This is a genomic window from Pantoea ananatis LMG 2665 (assembly GCF_000710035.2).
Lineage (GTDB): Bacteria > Pseudomonadota > Gammaproteobacteria > Enterobacterales > Enterobacteriaceae > Pantoea > Pantoea ananatis.
This window is the reverse complement of record NZ_JMJJ01000004.1, coordinates 339920-354738: the sequence shown is the minus strand read 5'-3', so window position 1 is coordinate 354738 and position 14819 is coordinate 339920. Positions and strand designations below refer to the sequence as shown.

Annotated in this window: 14 protein-coding genes, 3 tRNA genes and 3 other RNA genes; 1 reads left to right on the top strand and 19 read right to left on the bottom strand. The window is 54.1% G+C overall.

All coding sequences use genetic code 11. The annotated features are described in order from the left end of the window. The first annotated feature begins 77 nt into the window (after positions 1-77). Entirely contained in the window at positions 78-1913 is a 1836-nt protein-coding gene (locus tag EL29_RS03515) for a methyl-accepting chemotaxis protein (protein ID WP_028714945.1), read from the top strand. A 164-nt stretch (positions 1914-2077) separates the two neighbouring features. On the opposite strand, the gene EL29_RS03510 is transcribed toward EL29_RS03515, so the two are convergent. The 19 genes from EL29_RS03510 to sucC all read right to left on the bottom strand — a co-directional run bounded on the left by EL29_RS03510 (position 2078) and on the right by sucC (position 14753). Beyond that, positions 2078-2208, bottom strand: a non-coding RNA gene (locus EL29_RS03510) — RtT sRNA. Positions 2209-2252: 44 nt separating this feature from the next. Next, positions 2253-2383: non-coding RNA, RtT sRNA (locus tag EL29_RS03505), on the bottom strand. 31 nt (positions 2384-2414) lie between these two features. Further along, positions 2415-2546: non-coding RNA, RtT sRNA (locus EL29_RS03500), on the bottom strand. Positions 2547-2590: 44 nt separating this feature from the next. Then, positions 2591-2666: transfer RNA gene (locus EL29_RS03495), tRNA-Lys, on the bottom strand. A 54-nt stretch (positions 2667-2720) separates the two neighbouring features. Further along, positions 2721-2796 (bottom strand) — tRNA-Lys (locus EL29_RS03490). Positions 2797-2855: 59 nt separating this feature from the next. Beyond that, positions 2856-2931, bottom strand: a tRNA-Lys gene (locus EL29_RS03485). Between the two features lie 166 nt (positions 2932-3097). Beyond that, positions 3098-3904: a cell division protein CpoB gene (cpoB, locus tag EL29_RS03480; RefSeq protein WP_028714944.1), complete on the bottom strand. Its 807-nt coding sequence runs from the start codon at positions 3902-3904 to the stop codon at positions 3098-3100. Positions 3905-3913: 9 nt separating this feature from the next. Next, the gene (pal, locus tag EL29_RS03475) at positions 3914-4438 is read right to left on the bottom strand and encodes a peptidoglycan-associated lipoprotein Pal (protein ID WP_014593199.1); all 525 of its coding nucleotides are present in this window, start codon (positions 4436-4438) and stop codon (positions 3914-3916) included. A 52-nt stretch (positions 4439-4490) separates the two neighbouring features. After that, positions 4491-5786, bottom strand: coding sequence for a Tol-Pal system beta propeller repeat protein TolB (gene tolB, locus EL29_RS03470; protein WP_014593198.1), 1296 nt, complete (start codon positions 5784-5786; stop codon positions 4491-4493). Between the two features lie 115 nt (positions 5787-5901). Further along, on the bottom strand, positions 5902-7197 hold the full coding sequence (gene tolA / locus EL29_RS03465) for a cell envelope integrity protein TolA (protein ID WP_013025074.1): 1296 nt from the start codon (positions 7195-7197) through the stop codon (positions 5902-5904). A gap of 26 nt (positions 7198-7223) precedes the next feature. Then, on the bottom strand, positions 7224-7652 hold the full coding sequence (gene tolR / locus EL29_RS03460) for a colicin uptake protein TolR (RefSeq protein WP_014606291.1): 429 nt from the start codon (positions 7650-7652) through the stop codon (positions 7224-7226). Between the two features lie 13 nt (positions 7653-7665). Continuing rightward, entirely contained in the window at positions 7666-8352 is a 687-nt protein-coding gene (gene tolQ, locus EL29_RS03455) for a Tol-Pal system protein TolQ (RefSeq protein WP_013025072.1), read from the bottom strand. Further along, entirely contained in the window at positions 8349-8753 is a 405-nt protein-coding gene (ybgC, locus tag EL29_RS03450; RefSeq protein WP_013025071.1) for a tol-pal system-associated acyl-CoA thioesterase, read from the bottom strand. Before ybgC ends, tolQ begins: the two co-directional genes overlap by 4 nt. A 181-nt stretch (positions 8754-8934) precedes the next feature. After that, positions 8935-9228 (bottom strand): cyd operon protein YbgE, encoded by a 294-nt coding sequence (ybgE, locus tag EL29_RS03445; protein ID WP_014606292.1) that lies wholly within the window; start codon positions 9226-9228, stop codon positions 8935-8937. Further along, positions 9228-9341, bottom strand: coding sequence for a cytochrome bd-I oxidase subunit CydX (gene cydX / locus EL29_RS03440; protein ID WP_013025070.1), 114 nt, complete (start codon positions 9339-9341; stop codon positions 9228-9230). The genes ybgE and cydX overlap by 1 nt, the downstream gene beginning before the upstream one ends. Before the next feature lie 14 nt (positions 9342-9355). Further along, a complete protein-coding gene (gene cydB, locus EL29_RS03435; protein WP_013025069.1) occupies positions 9356-10495 on the bottom strand; it encodes a cytochrome d ubiquinol oxidase subunit II in 1140 nt (379 codons plus the stop codon). 11 nt (positions 10496-10506) lie between these two features. Beyond that, positions 10507-12078, bottom strand: coding sequence for a cytochrome ubiquinol oxidase subunit I (cydA, locus tag EL29_RS03430; RefSeq protein ID WP_014593195.1), 1572 nt, complete (start codon positions 12076-12078; stop codon positions 10507-10509). A 633-nt stretch (positions 12079-12711) separates the two neighbouring features. Then, positions 12712-13587, bottom strand: a complete 876-nt coding sequence (gene sucD, locus EL29_RS03425) for a succinate--CoA ligase subunit alpha (RefSeq protein WP_013025067.1) — start codon at positions 13585-13587, stop codon at positions 12712-12714. Continuing rightward, the gene (sucC, locus tag EL29_RS03420) at positions 13587-14753 is read right to left on the bottom strand and encodes an ADP-forming succinate--CoA ligase subunit beta (protein WP_013025065.1); all 1167 of its coding nucleotides are present in this window, start codon (positions 14751-14753) and stop codon (positions 13587-13589) included. The genes sucD and sucC overlap by 1 nt, the downstream gene beginning before the upstream one ends. Positions 14754-14819: the final 66 nt, after the last annotated feature.

Here is a 14819-nt window from a genome sequence, read left to right as displayed (position 1 = left end):
TCTTACTAAACTCCTGCCCTGTGCAACCGATAACCAATTTGGCTTAACATCGTTGACATGGGCAGGAGGCAGAAGTCATGGGGTTGCGGTTAGAAAATACAAAAATTGCGCACAAACTCAGTTTAGGATTTGGACTCGTTTTGTTGTTAGTGGTGGGCTCGGGCAGTATCAGCGTATTACGCTTTAAAAATATTCGTGATGTTTATGAACAAAGCACCCTGATTTACGATATCAACATTGATGTCTTTCAGGCCAAAGTCAACCGGCTCAAACTGCTGTATGGGGATGAAAAAGCCGGCAAAGTGATGGCAGATTACATTGCCCACGCCTCTCAGCTCACTCAGGATGCTCAGCAGTTCACATGGCAGCCTGAACAGCAGGCTGAACTTCAGGCTATCGCCAGTCAACTCAGTCACTTTCAAAGCAGCATCACCACCATGACCCAGGCAGTCCAGACGTTGGCCGCCACGGGTAAACAGCTCGATCAGCGCAACATGCAAAGCCAGTCAACCCTGTACGAAGCGTTAATTAAAACGCAGATGACCGATGCCAGCGTACTGTTCCAGCAGCTTCTCGCCATCAGCCAGCTACGCGATCAGCTTCAGTTACTGCGCTACGACCCGGTTAATGCCGCTACGCTTCAGGTGCAGCTTGAACAGCAAGCCAGGACGATTCAGTCCAGCCTCTCCGCCTTATTACCGCAGTTGCCCCCGGAGGCACAGACGCAGTTGAACGCACTGTGGAGCGCAACGCTTGACGTGAAACAACTCAGTGAGCATTACGCGGCAGGCTTCCGCGAACTCAGCGTTGCGGAAAGCGCCGTTAAAACGGACGGTGATAAAAGCAGTGCCATCATTAAAATGCTTCTGCAGCAGATGAAAGTGGAAAACAGCAACCTGACCCACGGTTCAATTAATCTGACGCTGCTGACGGTGAGCATTGCGGTTCTGCTGGGTATTCTCATCGCCTGGCTGATCAGCCGTCAGATCACCGCCCCTGTCCGAAACAACCTGCTGCTGGCCGAGCGCATCGCCAGCGGGGATTTAAGTGCCGATATCAAACCGGGCGGCCGTGATGAGCTTAGCAAGCTGGCCGGTGCAATGGGCGCAATGAATCACCGCCTGCGGACGATGATTCAGGAAGTCCGCGACAGCGTCTTCACCGTCTCCCAGGCGGCGAGCAGTATTAACAGCGACAACCACAACCTTTCCTCACGGACTGAGCAACAGGCAGCGGCTGTCGTGCAGACTGCTGCCAGCATGGAGCAGCTCACCGTGACGGTGAAGCACAACGCGGATAACGCTCGCCATGCCAGCCAGATAGCGGCGGAAGCCTCTTTGCAGGCTGAGCAAGGCGGTGCTGCGGTGAGTGAAGTGGTGCAAACCATGGGCGACATCTCTGCCAGTTCCAAAAAAATTGCCGAGATCACTGCCGTCATTAACAGCATCGCGTTTCAGACCAATATCCTGGCACTGAATGCGGCGGTTGAAGCGGCACGGGCGGGCGAACAGGGGCGCGGATTTGCGGTGGTCGCCAGCGAAGTGCGTAATCTGTCTCAGCGCAGCGCTCAGGCGGCGAAAGACATTGAGCAGCTCATCAGTGCGTCCGTTGGTCAGATTGCCGAAGGCAATAACCGCGTTGCGCGTGCGGGCGAGAGAATGGGACAGGTGGTGAATGCCATTTCCCGCGTCAATCATATTGTGGGTGAGATCTCTTCAGCTTCTGACGAGCAAAGCCGCGGTATTGAGCAGATCGCCCGGGCGGTATCGGAGCTGGACAGCACCACGCAGCAAAACGCCTCGCTGGTCTCCGCCTCTGCCCTGTCCGCCAATGCCCTGGAAGATCAGGCGCTGCGGCTCGAAACGCTGCTGAAACAGTTCAATCTCGAACCGGGCCAGACCGCCGCACGCTAATCCTGCTGACGTCTCACGCCACACAAGCGCCCACAGGGCGCTTTTTTTATGGCAGATGGCTAGCAAGGAGGCGGATGATTCAGTCGGCCTGTGGCGGGCGCTTATCGCACGTTTAACCGCACTGCACGCCTGACGAAATGCCCGGTGGGCGTGCTTTTCTGAATGGGTGGGTCGTGCAGGATTGCCTCAGCGGGCGGGCCTCGCCCTCCGGGTAATGCTGACGCATCAGCCTGAATCGCTGCGCGATTCAGTCGAACCTGCTGCAGGTTCTCATCCCGCACGTTTAACTACGCGGCGCGACAAACGAAAAGAGCGCCCACTGGGCGCTCTTTTCTGAATTGGTGGGTCGTGCAGGATTGCCTCGGCCGGCAGGCCTCGCCCTCCGGGTGATGCTGACGCATCAGCCTGAATCGCTGCGCGATTCAGTCGAACCTGCGGCAGGTTCTCATCCCGCACGTTTTACGCACAGCAAAAAGGCGCCTTTAGGGCGCCTTTCAACATTGGTGGGTCGTGCAGGATTGCCTCGGCCCGGCGGGCCTCGCCCTCCGGGTAATGCTGACGCATCAGCCTGAATCGCTCTGCGATTCAGTCGAACCTGCTGCAGGTTCTCATCCCACACGTTTAACTACGCGGCGCGACAAACGAAAAGAGCGCCCGGAGGGCGCTCTTTTCTGAATTGGTGGGTCGTGCAGGATTCGAACCTGCGACCAATTGATTAAAAGTCAACTGCTCTACCAACTGAGCTAACGACCCGCTCGGGGCTGACAACCGCTCAAACACATTCACCAATAATGCCTGAGGTTAAGATGGTGGGTCGTGCAGGATTCGAACCTGCGACCAATTGATTAAAAGTCAACTGCTCTACCAACTGAGCTAACGACCCATCTTAAGGTTGTGAAGCAATACTGAAGGTTCTCTTGGGGAACAACGTCCTGCGGGAGATGGTGGGTCGTGCAGGATTCGAACCTGCGACCAATTGATTAAAAGTCAACTGCTCTACCAACTGAGCTAACGACCCATCTTCAGGCTTGCCAGACACATCTGCAATGTGTCCCGGCAACGGCGGCATATATTACTGATTTACCGAGGTAGCGCAACCCTTATTTTCTGTTAAAGGGTTCAATTGCCTACCTTTCATGCGGCAAGACCAGAAATCACTCGATATCCGGTCAAACCTGCACAAATTACATACCAGACAACCGTTTTTGCGCCTGCTTAGCAGATTCGGTATCAGGATAAAGTTTGATCACCTGTTGATAAACGGCTTTGGCTTTCGCCGTGTCGTTTTTCTCCTGCATGATCACGCCAACCTTTAACAACGCTTCAGCAGCCTTGGGGGATTTTGGATACTGCTTCACCACCGTGGCGTAATAATACGCGGCGTCGTCTTTCTTGCCTTTGTTATAAAACAGCTGCCCCAGCCAGTAATTGGCATTCGGCTGATACGTCGAATCCGGATAGCGTTTCACCCACGCCTGTAGCGCAGCGATCGCCTGGTCATACTGTTTTTTCTCCAGAATGAGCGCGACAGCAGCATTGTAATCGCTGTTGGCATCGCCACTCTGTACCGGCGCACTGCCGCCGGCTGCAGCGGCACCGGAATCCGTGCCAGAGGCTGCTGCCGCGCCCGCACCGGTGCCATCACCGGCACCTGCGGCTGGCTGGCTGGCGTTGCTGTTATTGCTGCTCAGACTGTCGATCTGCTGATAGATCTGCTTCTGGCGCTCAACAACCTGGTTCAGCTGATAGGTATTTTGCTGGATTTCCCCACGCAACGAGTCGATATCCCGCTGGTTATCACTCATCTGCTGCTGCAGTTGCTGCATCAGCTGTGCCTGGGCGTTTGAGATTCTTTCTAGACTGGTGACGCGGTCTTCGACCGAGCCGGAGCCAACGCTACTGATTGACGCTTGGGCATTAGCGGCCCAGGGGGCCGCTACGCCAATCAGTAACGACAGACTCAACAGGTGATGTCTGAAGTTACTAACCATATGATTCTCTTAGTATACCAGTACGGCACGACGGTTTTTAGCGTAAGCCGCTTCGTCGTGGCCCAGAACGGCCGGCTTCTCTTTACCGTAAGAAACGATAGACATCTGGTCAGCTGACACGCCTTTACCTTGCAGATACATCTTAACGGCGTTAGCACGACGCTCGCCCAGGGCGATGTTGTATTCTGGCGTACCGCGCTCATCCGCATGACCTTCGATGGTCACTTTGTATGATGGATTGCTACGCAGGAAGTTAGCGTGCTGATCCAGCATCTGAGCGTAGTCAGACTGAACGTCATATTTGTCCAGACCGAAGTAAACGATGTTGTTCTGTTGCAGCTGTTGCATCTGCAGACGCGCCTGCTCATCAGAAGACATGTTACCGTTGCCGTTCATGCCAGAGTTAGCACCGTAAGCGCCATCAGCACCTGCGCCAGACTGGTCATTGTTGTTATTTTTGTGTGAGCTACACGCCGCAACTGCCATGATTGGCAGAGCCAGCATTAAACCCTTCAGTACTTTGTTCAGTTGCATTTGAAAATTCCCATTATTGTTTATTTTTTTGTAATGTCAGAAAGCTCAAACATTACAGGTACGGCGACCAGGCAGGAAATTTGACCTGTCCATCAGTTGCCGGAAGACGCGCTTTGAAACGACCGTCAGTCGAGACCAACTGCAACACGGAACCCATGCCCTGAGTAGAGCTGTAGATCACCATAGTGCCGTTTGGTGCCAGGCTCGGCGTTTCATCCAGGAACGTGTCCGTTAACGTTTGAACGGCTCCCGTTACCAGATCCTGTTTGGCGACGTGTTGAGCACCGCCACTGGTGCTAATCATCACCATTGATTTACCATCGCTGGCCACATCAGCATCCTGGTTCTGAGCCCCTTCCCAGGTAATACGCTGTGGTGAACCACCATTGATACCAATCTTATAAATTTGTGGTGCGCCAGCCTGGTCAGAGGTGTAAGCCAGCGTCTGGCTGTCCGGGAACCAGGTCGGTTCAGTACTGTTATAACGGCCGTCGGTGATCTGACGAATCTGACCAGAAGCCAGGTCCATTACGTACAGATTCAGGCTACCGGTTTTCGATAAGGCGAACGCCAGTTTGGTGCCGTCAGGCGAGAACGCCGGAGCACCGTTATGACGTGGGAATGAAGCCACCTGACGCACCGCGCCGTTCGAGAGCGTCTGAATAACCAGCGCCGACTTGCCGCTTTCAAAGGTCACGTAGGCCACTTTGCTGCCGTCTGGCGACCAGGCCGGTGACATCAGTGGCTGTGGTGAACGATGCACGACGAACTGGTTATAGCCGTCGTAGTCCGCCACGCGCAGTTCGTAAGGGAACTGACCGCCGTTGGTCTGCACCACATAGGCGATACGAGTACGGAATGCCCCTTTGATGCCCGTCAGTTTCTGGAACGCTTCATCACTCACGGTATGCGCCGCGTAACGCAGCCACTGTTTCGTGATTTTGTAAGAGTTCTGCGCCAGCACGGTACCCGGAGCACCTGCCGTATCGACCAGCTGGTAAGATACCTGATAGCTGCCGTCGGCGTTAGGCTGAATCTGTCCTACGACGACAGCATCAATGCCCAGTGCACTCCATGCAGCAGGCTGAACTTCCTGCGCGCTGGTCGGCTGCTGTGGCAGGCGAGAACGATCGAGCGGATTAAACTTACCGCTGTTACGCAGGTCAGCCGCGACGATGCCACCGATATCTTCCGGTGCCGCGCCAGGGCCTGCCCACTTGAACGGAACCACACCAATGGGACGCGCGCTGTTGACGCCCTGGGTGATTTCAATGCGAACCTCTGCGTGCAGCACTGCTGCCCACAACAGGATAAAAAAGCCTAACGTTACGCGAAGAGCTTGCTTCATTTTATCTCCCTTATCTGAACCTGAGTCCGCGATAATTGGCACTGTTCCTGAAAACCACGAGTACAACTAGAGTACGGCAAGCTAACCATAGATCAACCTGCCGCCGGTTACTGCATTATTGCGGTCTGAAACGCATCGGCGCGTTTTTAAACACTTCGTACACCGCTTGTGAAGGCGGTTTCGGAATACGTGCCTGCTTCGCTGCCGCGATGGCAGCCTGACAGAGCGCCGGATCGCCCCCTTCTGATTTCACATCAATCAGCATACCGTCAGGAGCAAGTTTAATACGTAAGTCACAGCTTTTGCCGCTATACAGGTCCGCATCGTAAAAACGGCTCTGGATAGCACTGGTAATCTGGCCAAGGTACGCGTTCACATCTGCGCCAGAGGCACCCGCTTTCTTCTGGTTGCCCTGCCCTGCAGCACCGCCAGAGGCGCCGCTTTTCGGTGCATTCTTACCGGACGCTAAGCCGCCCAGCAGATCGTCGACGTCGCTGTCGTTCGCTGCCTCAGCCGCCGCTTTCGCTTTTGCTTCCGCTTTTGCCTTCGCGTCTGCTTTGGCTTTTGCGGCAGCATCGGCCTTGGCTTTTGCTGCGGCTTCGGCTTTTTCTTTTGCGGCTTTCTCTTTGGCTTCAGCCGCAGCTTTCTCTTTAGCTTCCTGCGCGGCCGCGGCTTTAGCTTCGGCGGCGGCTTTCGCTTCTGCCGCTTTGGCTTCTTTAGCGGCTTCCGCTTTAGCCTGCTTCGCGGCTTCAGCCTTGGCCTGTTTCGCAGCCTCGGCAGCCTCGGCTTTCGCCTGTTGTTCAGCCTGTTTCTTTGCTTCGGCCGCGGCGGCTTTCGCCTGTTGCTCAGCCTGCTTCTTCGCCTCGGCCGCAGCCTGCTTCGCGTCTTCCTGAGCCTTTATTTTCGCGTCAGCGGCGGCTTTGGCCTGGGCATCGGCTTCCGCTTTAGCATCCGCTTTGGCTTTCGCGGCGGCCGCCTCGGCCGCTTTCTGCTGAGATTCAGCCTGTTTCGCCGCCGCTTCGGCTGCTTTCTGCTGTTCAGCCTGGGCTTTCGCCTGCTGCTTCGCGTCTTCCTGGGCCTGCAGGCGTTCTTTTTCCAGCTCTTTCAGCCGCTGTTGTTCAGCCGCCTGCTTCTGCTGGAGCTCTTCGGCCTGCTGTTGTGACTGTTTCTGGCGCTGCTGCTCGGCACGCTGACTGTCGCTTTGCTGATTCTGCTGACGATTATATTGCTCAACCACCGCACCGGGATCGACCATAACTGCCTCGATATCGCTCCCGCCGCCGCCGCCGCTGGCTTCAATGTGCTCATTAAATGAGCTCCATATCAGCAGCGCAATCAGCACGATATGCAGAATCACCGAAATGATTATCGCGCGCTTTAATTTTTCGTTTTGCTCGGTTGCCTTCGACACACTCGGTTCCCAAAAACGGTTCGACTTTAAATCGGCTGCGTCATCAAACCGACAGATTTAACTCCAGCCTGATGCAGCAGGTTCAGCGCCTTAATGATTTCATCATAAGGGACCTCTTTGGCACCGCCGATCAGAAAGACAGTTTTCGGATTGGCTTCCAGACGACGTTGCGCTTCGCTAATCACCTGTTCAGGGGGTAGCTGCGATAAACGATCGTGATCCACCACCATGCTGTATTGGCCCACACCGGACACTTCTACAATTACAGGCGGATTATCATCACTGGAAACCGTCTTCGAATCCGTCGCATCCGGCAAATCCACTTCCACGCTTTGGGTAATGATCGGGGCCGTCGCCATAAAAATCAGCAACAGCACCAGCAAGACGTCCAGCAGTGGAACAATGTTGATTTCCGACTTTAGCTCGCGGCGACCGCGACCACGCACTCGGGCCATCATTTACCTCTGTTTACTTAGCGCTGTCGCTGGAAAAAGCCTGACGATGCAGGATAGCCGTGAACTCTTCCATGAAGTTGTCATAGCCCTGTTCCAGTTTATTGACGCGCTGGTTCAGTCGGTTATAAGCCATTACCGCAGGAATTGCCGCGAATAAACCGATAGCGGTCGCGATCAACGCTTCTGCGATACCCGGCGCAACCATCTGTAGCGTGGCCTGCTTTACGGCGCCCAGGGCAATAAAGGCATGCATAATCCCCCACACCGTACCAAACAGACCAATATACGGGCTGATGGACCCTACGGTGCCAAGGAAGGGAATGTGATTTTCCAACGCTTCCAGCTCACGATTCATGGAAATGCGCATCGCCCTGCTCGCCCCTTCCACTGCCGCCTCAGGCGCATGGTTGTTGACCCGATGCAGACGTGCGAACTCTTTGAAGCCGGCGTAAAAGATTTGCTCCGAGCCTGCCAGCTCTTCGCGACGCGCCTGACTTTCCTGATACAGGCGAGAAAGCTCAACGCCGGACCAGAATTTGTCTTCAAAGGCATCAGCTTCCCTTCCCGCCGCATTCAGAATACGCGTGCGCTGGATAATGATTGCCCATGAAGCAATCGAAAAGCCGATCAAAATCAACATGATAAGTTTGACCAGAAGGCTCGCCTTCAGGAACAAATCAAGAACGTTCATGTCAGTCACTGCTTGAACTCCGCGACAATAGACTTGGGAAGCGCAATCGGCTTCATTAGGTGTGGGTTGATGCAGGCAATCAGGACTTCTGCCTCATTGAGCACTTTGCCTTCTGCATTCACGATACGCTGGGTAAATGTCATCGTCGCCCGGGTCATTGATGTCACTTCACTCTGAATTTCCAGAAGATCGTCAAGACGCGCCGCCGAAAGATAGTCCACCGTCATGCGCCGCACCACAAAAGCAATCTGCTGTTCTAACAGCGTCTGCTGATTGAAATGATGCTGACGCAACATTTCGGTACGTGCTCGTTCATAAAAAGCGATATAGCTGGCGTGATAAACCACACCACCGGCATCGGTATCTTCATAGTAGACCCGAACCGGCCAGCGAAACAGCGTTGTACTCACTCTACATCCCGGCCTCGTTTTAAACGTTGCTACTATACGCAAGACAATTGGGGTTGGGAATGGGCTGCCAGGGCCAGGAGAAAATAATTATCAGTTGGTTACAACCGGAAGGCTTTAGTGGAGGTTTCTTGACCAGACGCTGAAGTAAACTCACGCTTCAGCGTAAAATGCTGACGGGCTGTCAGAGATAAAACCGGCTTACGCCCCACAAGAGTATCACTAATGCGGGTAAAGGGGTAAACAGAGCACGCCAGCGTAATCGTCGCGGACGAAACCCAACACCGTAAATCACGCCGGTGCATACCGCCCAGATGAGCAACACGCCCTGCCACAGCAGAATGCCGCCAGCACCGCTGGCATAACGTGCGGGATTCCACAGCAGACATCCCGCCAGCCAGAGTGCCAGCACCAGTGAAAGGGCCCGGAACGGGCCCTTATCCATCAGACGACAGGTCGTCTGTAGCCATCCGCTCATCAGGATTGTCGATCCGATGCGGCGCTGTCTTCGATATGCTCTATGGCCAGCGCCGTGATGATACCAAAGGCGCAGGCCAGCAAGGTGCCAAGAATCCAGGCAAAATACCACATGTGTTGACTCCTTATCAGTACAGTGAGTTGCTGTTGCTCTCAACATGCTCTTTGGTGATACGGCCAAACATCTTCCAGTAACACCAGCTGGTGTAAAGCAGGATGATGGGCACAAAAATAATCGCGGCAAAGGTCATGGTTTTCAGCGTCAGCAGACTGGAGGTTGCATCCCACATGGTCAGACTGGTGCCCGGTACCGTGCTGGAAGGCATAATAAACGGAAACATGGCAATACCGGCCGTCATAATGACGCAGGCAAGCGTCAGTGAAGAGAACACAAACGCCCATGCGCTTTTGTGCATACGTGAGCACAGCACCGTCAGCAGAGGCAGCACAACGCCCAGCAGTGGGAATAACCACAGCACGGGATGCTGCTGGAAATTCACCATCCAGGCACCGGCTTCGCGCACCACGGTTTTACCCAGCGGATTCGAGGCCGCATAGTGATCAAGCGTACTGGTCACCACATAACCGTCAATGCCGTACTTCACCCACACGCCCGCCAGTGCGAAGCACACCATCATCACCAGCGTGGAAATCTGGGTCGTGGCGCGTGCGCGCAGGTACAATTCGCCGTTCGTGCGCATCTGCAGGTAGGTTGCGCCCTGCGCCAGTATCATGGCGACGCTCACCACCCCTGCCAGCAGGCCAAAGGGATTAAGTAACTGGAAGAAGTTACCGGTGTAATACAGGCGCATATACTCATCAGCATGAAACGGCACACCCTGGAGCAGGTTGCCAAAGGCCACGCCAATCACCAAAGGAGGGACGAAGCTGCCGATAAAAATGCCCCAGTCCCAGGCGCCGCGCCAGCGCTTGTCTTCAATCTTAGAGCGGTAATCAAAGCCCACCGGACGAAAGAACAGCGACGCCAGCACCAGAATCATTGCCACATAAAATCCTGAAAACGCTGCCGCATAAACCATCGGCCAGGCGGCAAACAGCGCACCACCCGCAGTAATTAACCAGACCTGGTTACCGTCCCAGTGCGGCGCAATGGTGTTAATCATTACCCGACGCTCGGTATCGGTGCGTCCCAGCAGGCGCGTCAGCATGCCCACGCCCATATCAAAGCCATCAGTGACGGCAAAGCCCACCAGCAAAATGCCGATCAGCAGCCACCAGACAAAGCGCAGAACTTCGTAATCAAACATGGCGGTTCTCCTTATCCACGTGCCGGCTGAACGGTTTTCGCCATCTGCTCATGGTGATAACGACCCGTTTTCAGGCTACTTGGACCCAACCGGGCAAATTTAAACATCAGGTACATCTCGGCGACCAGGAACAGGGTATACAGACCGCAGATCAGCCCCATGGAGAACAGGATATCCCCAACGGTGAGCGAGGAATTCGCCACGGCCGTAGGCAGCACTTCGCCTATCGCCCAGGGTTGACGGCCGTACTCCGCCACAAACCAGCCTGCTTCAACCGCAATCCACGGCAGCGGAATGCCATACAGCGCGGCCTTGAGTAACCAGCGATGTTTGCCGATACGATTACGAATGACGCTCCAGAAGGACAGAGTGATAACGCCGAGTAACAGCACGCCGCAGAGCACCATGATGCGGAAGGCAAAATACAGCGGCGCCACGCGTGGAATGGAATCCTGTGTTGCCTGCTTGATTTGCGCCTCGCTGGCATCTGAGACGTTTGGCGTATAGCGCTTCAACAACAGACCATAACCCAGATCTTTTTTGCTGTGATTAAAGGCATCACGCACGGCCGGATCGGTATTCCCGCTGCGCAGTTCATTTAACAGTGCGTAGGCTTTCATCCCGTTACGAATGCGAACTTCATGTTGGGTCATAAGCTCTTTCAGGCCCGTTACCGGCGTATCCGTAGAACGGGTGGCGATGAGTCCCAGCAGATAAGGAATTTGAATGGCGTAGTGGTTCTCTTGTGATGCCTGATCGGGTAGACCGAACAGCGTAAAGGCAGCCGGAGCAGGCTGGGTTTCCCATTCGGCTTCAATGGCCGCCAGCTTGGTTTTCTGCACATCGCCCATTTCGTAACCGGACTCGTCGCCCAACACGATGACTGACAATACAGCTGCCATACCGAAACTTGCCGCGATAGCAAAAGAGCGTTTGGCAAACGCCGTGTCGCGGCCTTTCAGTAAATACCAGGCGCTGATACCCAAAATAAACATGGCACCGGTGGTGTACCCTGCCGCGACGGTGTGAACAAATTTCACCTGGGCGACCGGATTTAAGACCAGCTCAGAGAAGCTCAGCATCTCCATGCGCATGGTTTCAAAGTTAAACTCAGAGGCAATTGGGTTTTGCATCCAGCCGTTTGCCACCAGAATCCACAGCGCCGACATATTGGATCCCAGCGCCACCAGCCAGGTCACGGCCAGGTGCTGAACTTTGCCCAGCCGATCCCAGCCGAAAAAGAACAGGCCAACAAAGGTGGACTCAAGAAAGAAAGCCATTAATCCTTCAATAGCTAACGGCGCGCCAAAAATATCGCCGACATAATGAGAATAGTAAGACCAGTTGGTGCCGAACTGAAACTCCATGGTCAGTCCGGTCGCCACGCCCAGCGCAAAGTTAATACCAAATAACTTGCCCCAGAATTTTGTCATATCCTTATAAACTTGTTTGCCGCTCAGCACATAGACCGTTTCCATTATCGCCAGCAAAAACGCCATACCGAGCGTTAAAGGTACGAAAAGGAAATGGTACATGGCTGTTAAGGCAAACTGTAAACGCGACAGCTCGACAATATCTAGCATAATGACTCCTTGCTCCTCACCTTAACTCTGTATCCGTACAGACTGAATAAGAGTCAGGAACGACTGATTATTGATTCCAGTTTTGTCATCGACAGGACAGTTCTGTGTGCGGCCTGGGATGAGGGCGTAACCGTTAGCGGTAACCTGTGAAACACCAATGCAGCCGCGTGGTTCAGACGTTTAACGGGGCATAATTTAAAAATTGATGCTTTCCCGTATTTGAATAAACGTTTGATTATTTTTTTAAAAGGCTGGATTGATGCAGCGCAATTTAAGCGCTTAACCGCGCCCTTTGCTAGCAGTAAAGTTTGTTATATATGGCGGGAAATTGATTTGGAATAAGGAAATAATGTGGGAAATATGTTTAAACGAAAGCTTTGTTAAAAATGTGTCACGGGACAATTTAATTTTATATAAATATTTAACTTTATAGCGTGTTTAATAACGCCCATTCTTTTTGCGCCCCAAAAGCCAGGTCAGATAAAGCATAGCAAACACCACGGAAATACTTAAGATTATTTTATGTTATTTAAGGCGCGACGCCAATCAGTTATGCGGCAAAAGGGCGTGCTCAGGTTTAAGCGATAAAAAAAAGCCACCCGAAGGTGGCTTAATGCATTCCGCTCAGACCGCTTATTTGGCTGGCAGAACCGCTTTCACGGCATCGCCGATGTCAGCCAGGCTGCGTACGGTTTTCACACCTGCGGCTTCCAGCGCAGCAAACTTCTCGTCTGCCGTTCCTTTACCACCGGCAATGATGGCGCCAGCGTGGCCCATACGTTTGCCCTTCGGTGCCGTTACGCCCGCAATGTAGCCGACAACCGGCTTGGTCACGTGCTCTTTGATGAACGCAGCAGCTTCTTCTTCCGCACTACCACCGATTTCACCGATCATGACGATCGCTTCAGTCTGCGGATCGTCCTGGAACATTTTCAGGATGTCGATGAAGTTTGAACCCGGGATCGGGTCGCCGCCGATGCCGACACAGGTAGACTGACCGTAACCGATATCGGTGGTTTGCTTAACGGCTTCATAGGTCAGGGTACCGGAACGCGAGACGATACCGACACGGCCAGGCTGGTGAATATGGCCCGGCATGATGCCGATCTTACATTCGCCAGGGGTGATTACACCCGGGCAGTTTGGCCCGATCATGCGCACGCCTGCTTCATCCAGCTTCATCTTCACGGTCAGCATATCCAGCGTTGGAATGCCTTCGGTGATGGTGATGATCAGCTTGATACCTGCATCGATAGCTTCCAGGATACCGTCTTTGCAGAACGGAGCTGGCACATAGATGACGGTTGCGGTCGCGCCTGTGGCTTCAACGGCTTCACGCACGGTGTTGAACACCGGCAGGCCCAGATGGGTCGTGCCGCCTTTGCCCGGTGTTACGCCGCCAACCAGCTGCGTGCCATATGCCAGCGCCTGCTCAGAGTGGAAAGTTCCCTGTCCGCCGGTGAATCCCTGGCAAATGACTTTGGTGTTTTTGTCGATCAAAATGGACATTATTTACCCTCCGCAGCAGCAACAACACGCTGTGCCGCGTCTGTCAGACTGGTTGCTGCAATGATGTTCAGACCACTGTCCGCCAGTTTCTTAGCGCCCAGTTCAGCGTTGTTACCTTCCAGACGTACCACGACCGGTACGTTAACACCGACTTCTGCTACTGCACCGATGATGCCGTCTGCGATCAGGTCGCAACGCACGATGCCGCCGAAGATGTTAACGAATACCGCTTTCACCGCGTCGTCAGACAGGATGATTTTAAAGGCTTCGGTTACGCGCTCTTTGGTCGCGCCGCCGCCGACATCCAGGAAGTTCGCTGGCTGGCCACCGTGGTGCTTAACGATGTCCATCGTACCCATCGCGAGGCCTGCGCCGTTAACCATACAACCGATGTTGCCTTCCAGCGCAACATAGTTCAGTTCCCACTGTGTCGCGTGCGCTTCACGAGGATCTTCCTGGCTTGGATCGCGCATTTCACGCAGCTCTGGCTGACGGAACAGGGCATTGCCATCGGCACCCAGTTTGCCATCCAGACAGATCAGGTCGCCCTGCTTGGTGATCACCAGCGGGTTGATCTCAACCATCGCCAGATCGCGCTCCAGGAACATGGTGGCCAGACCCATGAAAATTTTGGTGAACTGGCTGACTTGCTTACCGGTCAGGCCCAGTTTAAAGGCTAACTCACGGCCCTGATAAGGCTGTGGACCGGCCAGTGGATCAAGCGCCATTTTGTGGATCAGGTGTGGCGTTTCTTCTGCCACTTTCTCGATTTCCACGCCGCCTTCGGTCGATGCCATAAAGATGACGCGACGGGTTGCACGGTCAACCACGGCACCCAGGTACAGCTCCTGATCGATATCGGTTGCCGCTTCAACCAGAATCTGGTTTACCGGCTGACCATTGGCGTCAGTTTGGTAGGTCACCAGACGTTTGCCCAGCCAGTTTTCAGCGAAAGCACGGATGTCTTCTTTGCTGTTAACCACTTTCACACCGCCCGCTTTACCGCGGCCACCGGCATGAACCTGACATTTAACTACCCACGGGCCTGCACCGATTTTCGATGCCGCTTCTTCTGCTTCACGTGGTGTAGTACAGGCGTAGCCGGTCGGTGCTGGCATGCCATACCGTGCAAACAGCTGTTTAGCCTGGTATTCGTGTAAGTTCATGATGTTCTATCCATTCAGATCTGAAAAGAGTATTGAGATTGGGCACGCAACGCGTGCCCAGTGATG

What these genes read in the sequence shown, in the direction of transcription:
- tolB (WP_014593198.1), bottom strand. Translation starts at nt 5,786, where the DNA reads ATGAAGCAAGCTCTTCGCGTAACGTTAGGCTTTTTTATCCTGTTGTGG.
- ybgE (WP_014606292.1), bottom strand. Translation starts at nt 9,228, where the DNA reads ATGAGCGGATGGCTACAGACGACCTGTCGTCTGATGGATAAGGGCCCG.
- cydA (WP_014593195.1), bottom strand. Translation starts at nt 12,078, where the DNA reads ATGCTAGATATTGTCGAGCTGTCGCGTTTACAGTTTGCCTTAACAGCC.
- EL29_RS03515 (WP_028714945.1), top strand. Translation starts at nt 78, where the DNA reads ATGGGGTTGCGGTTAGAAAATACAAAAATTGCGCACAAACTCAGTTTA.
- pal (WP_014593199.1), bottom strand. Translation starts at nt 4,438, where the DNA reads ATGCAACTGAACAAAGTACTGAAGGGTTTAATGCTGGCTCTGCCAATC.
- cpoB (WP_028714944.1), bottom strand. Translation starts at nt 3,904, where the DNA reads ATGGTTAGTAACTTCAGACATCACCTGTTGAGTCTGTCGTTACTGATT.
- cydX (WP_013025070.1), bottom strand. Translation starts at nt 9,341, where the DNA reads ATGTGGTATTTTGCCTGGATTCTTGGCACCTTGCTGGCCTGCGCCTTT.
- sucC (WP_013025065.1), bottom strand. Translation starts at nt 14,753, where the DNA reads ATGAACTTACACGAATACCAGGCTAAACAGCTGTTTGCACGGTATGGC.
- tolR (WP_014606291.1), bottom strand. Translation starts at nt 7,652, where the DNA reads ATGGCCCGAGTGCGTGGTCGCGGTCGCCGCGAGCTAAAGTCGGAAATC.
- cydB (WP_013025069.1), bottom strand. Translation starts at nt 10,495, where the DNA reads ATGTTTGATTACGAAGTTCTGCGCTTTGTCTGGTGGCTGCTGATCGGC.
- sucD (WP_013025067.1), bottom strand. Translation starts at nt 13,587, where the DNA reads ATGTCCATTTTGATCGACAAAAACACCAAAGTCATTTGCCAGGGATTC.